Source organism: Frankia sp. CcCS3 (assembly GCF_977927575.1).
This window is the reverse complement of the sequence record NZ_CDWRCL010000303.1, coordinates 2,245-4,444: the sequence shown is the minus strand read 5'-3', so window position 1 is coordinate 4,444 and position 2,200 is coordinate 2,245. Positions and strand designations below refer to the sequence as shown.

Below are 2,200 nucleotides of genomic sequence, written 5' to 3'. Positions count from 1 at the left end.
CCTCCGCGCCCCGTCGTCCGCAGCCTCCGCGGCCGCCGCGGACGACACCGGCCGCGCCGACGGATGCGGCGTCGATCGGCGGCCCGAGCGATCCGCCGACGGCAACCGTTCCATCCACCGCGGCCGGCCGGCCAGCCCCGACCGGCCCGATCGAGGTAACCAGCCCGATCGAGGTAACCAGCCCCGGGGATCCGCAGGCCCCTCCCACGGACCATCCGGTCGTCTCCGAATCGTCCGTCCCGGGCCACATCTCCGCGGTGCCGGTCGCACCGCCGGTCGCCCGCTACACGCCGGCCGTGCCCGTCGCGCCCGTCTCGCCCGCCGCGGGCATGAAGCAGCTGACGGCTCCAGCACTCCCCACCGCGCAGCCGCAGCCGCAGCCGGACCCGGCGTCTCGATCCACCCGCAAGGCCGCGGCGGCAGGCGGCCAGACCGTCTCGCGTCGCCAGCCGTCGTCGGACGGTCGGCTGTGGCCGTGGCAGGAGCCGTGGGTCGGCGTGCGCGATCTCGAACCGTGGGAAGAGATTCCGGTACGGCTCTCTCTGCGCGACCGGGCCCGTATCCCGTTGCCCGGTTCATGGCGGATCGCGGTGACCTCGCTGTTCCCCTACTCCGGGACCACCACCCTTGCCGGAGTCGTCGGGCTGACCCTCGCCGGGGTGCGGGCGCAGCCGGTCCTCGCGGTCGATCTCTGGCCGGGGGAGTCTCCCGGGGGGGCGCCATCGTCGCCTGTGGGCACCGACACCGAGGACGAGGACGAACCACGCGGTGATCCGCTCGCGATCCGGGTCGGCGCGGCCGGAACGACGACGGTCGCCGACGTCGCCCGCCGGCAAGCCTCCGACAGTACGGTGACCGATCTACCCCTGATGATCAATGGTCGTCCCGCGGGCAGCACCAGGGACCTCGACGTGCTTCCCGTGCGACGCGGTGTTGGCGGAGGAGCCGACCGGCACGACGGTGACGGTTCCGGCGACGAGGCGTCCGCCGTCGTCCCCGCGGACGACACCGTCGCCCCGACCGGACTGCGGTCCGTGCTCGGCCTACTCGCGCATTCCTATCCACTGGTGCTGGTCGACGCGCCGGCCGAGGCACCGCTGACGCCTACGGCGGTCCAGGCCGCGGACCTCATCATCCTCGTCACGCTCGCGACCGCCGCCGATCTGGAGGCGACGCTCACCAGACTGTGTACGTTGCGGGACGCGGCGGGTGGTGGCTCAGCCAGACACGGCGGGCCGATGATTGTGGCGGCCATGATCGCGCCACGCCGGGGCCGTCCCTCGCCCCGGACCCGCGCGGCGGCGGCCCGGCTCGGGAGGCAGGTCGACACGCTGATCCGGATCCCGTACGACGCCCGGCTCGACCCCAGCAGGCATACTCCGGTACGGATTCCTCGGCTACGCCGACGTACTCGCCGCGCCTATCTCCGGCTGGCCGCGGCTGCCGTGGAAGCCCTGTTCACTCTCGCGAAAGCCGAGGTCACGGCCGCTGCGGGCGCTGTCGATCAGCCGGGGGCCGCGGCTGGCGGCGCCGCGGAGGCGGTCACCGCCCGTGCAGATTCTGACGCTTCCGGCGGCCCACGAGCGACTACCGAGGATCACCGTGCGGCGCAGGGCGTATCATTTGGCGACCTACGGTCACCAACGGCACCCACAAGGATCGCCGGACCGGATCGGCCGGGCGGCCCCCGCCTGTGGGAAAGGAACCGAGATGATCCTGGACGCCGCCGCCGTCAAGGCGACCGTTGTCCTCGCCGAGATACAGGTCAACCCGGATGACTCCAAGGCGCCTGGCATCAATGCTCTGAAAGACCTGGTCAACGGCCTGGCGGCCTATGCGGTGGTCGCTGCAGTCGCCGCCGTGCTACTGGGTGGTATCGCATGGGCACTCGGCGAGCGGATGGGCCTCGAGCGCGCGTCGATGGTCGGCAAGAGCGGTGTGATCGCGGGCTTCGGTCTCGCATTCCTCGTCGGTGCCGCGGCAGCCTTCGTCAACTTCTTCCTTGCCACCGGCGCAACGGCCACCGCGCCCGACCCTAACCCGGCTGGCCAGCGTCAACCCGCCGTCGAGCTCACCGTTGCCGTTGACCCCGGCGTGGTCCATGACCCATCGTCAACGCTCTTCTGACCTGTTCCCCGGATACCAGCGGGCGGACATTGCGATGATGACCGTGCCGTCTTGTGAGGGGAGTGGGCGTTGG

General features: G+C 71.9%; 2 protein-coding genes. Both read left to right on the top strand.

Annotated elements, in window-relative coordinates; all coding sequences use genetic code 11:
* A partial coding sequence (locus AC08OQ_RS18315; RefSeq protein ID WP_476612246.1) for a MinD/ParA family ATP-binding protein occupies positions 1–1,778 on the top strand: 1,778 nt, incomplete at its 5' end.
* Positions 1,711–2,127: a DUF6112 family protein gene (locus AC08OQ_RS18310; RefSeq protein WP_462187218.1), complete on the top strand. Its 417-nt coding sequence runs from the start codon at positions 1,711–1,713 to the stop codon at positions 2,125–2,127. The genes AC08OQ_RS18315 and AC08OQ_RS18310, both read left to right, overlap by 68 nt.
* Positions 2,128–2,200: the final 73 nt, after the last annotated feature.

What these genes read in the sequence shown, in the direction of transcription:
- AC08OQ_RS18310 (WP_462187218.1), top strand. Translation starts at nt 1,711, where the DNA reads ATGATCCTGGACGCCGCCGCCGTCAAGGCGACCGTTGTCCTCGCCGAG.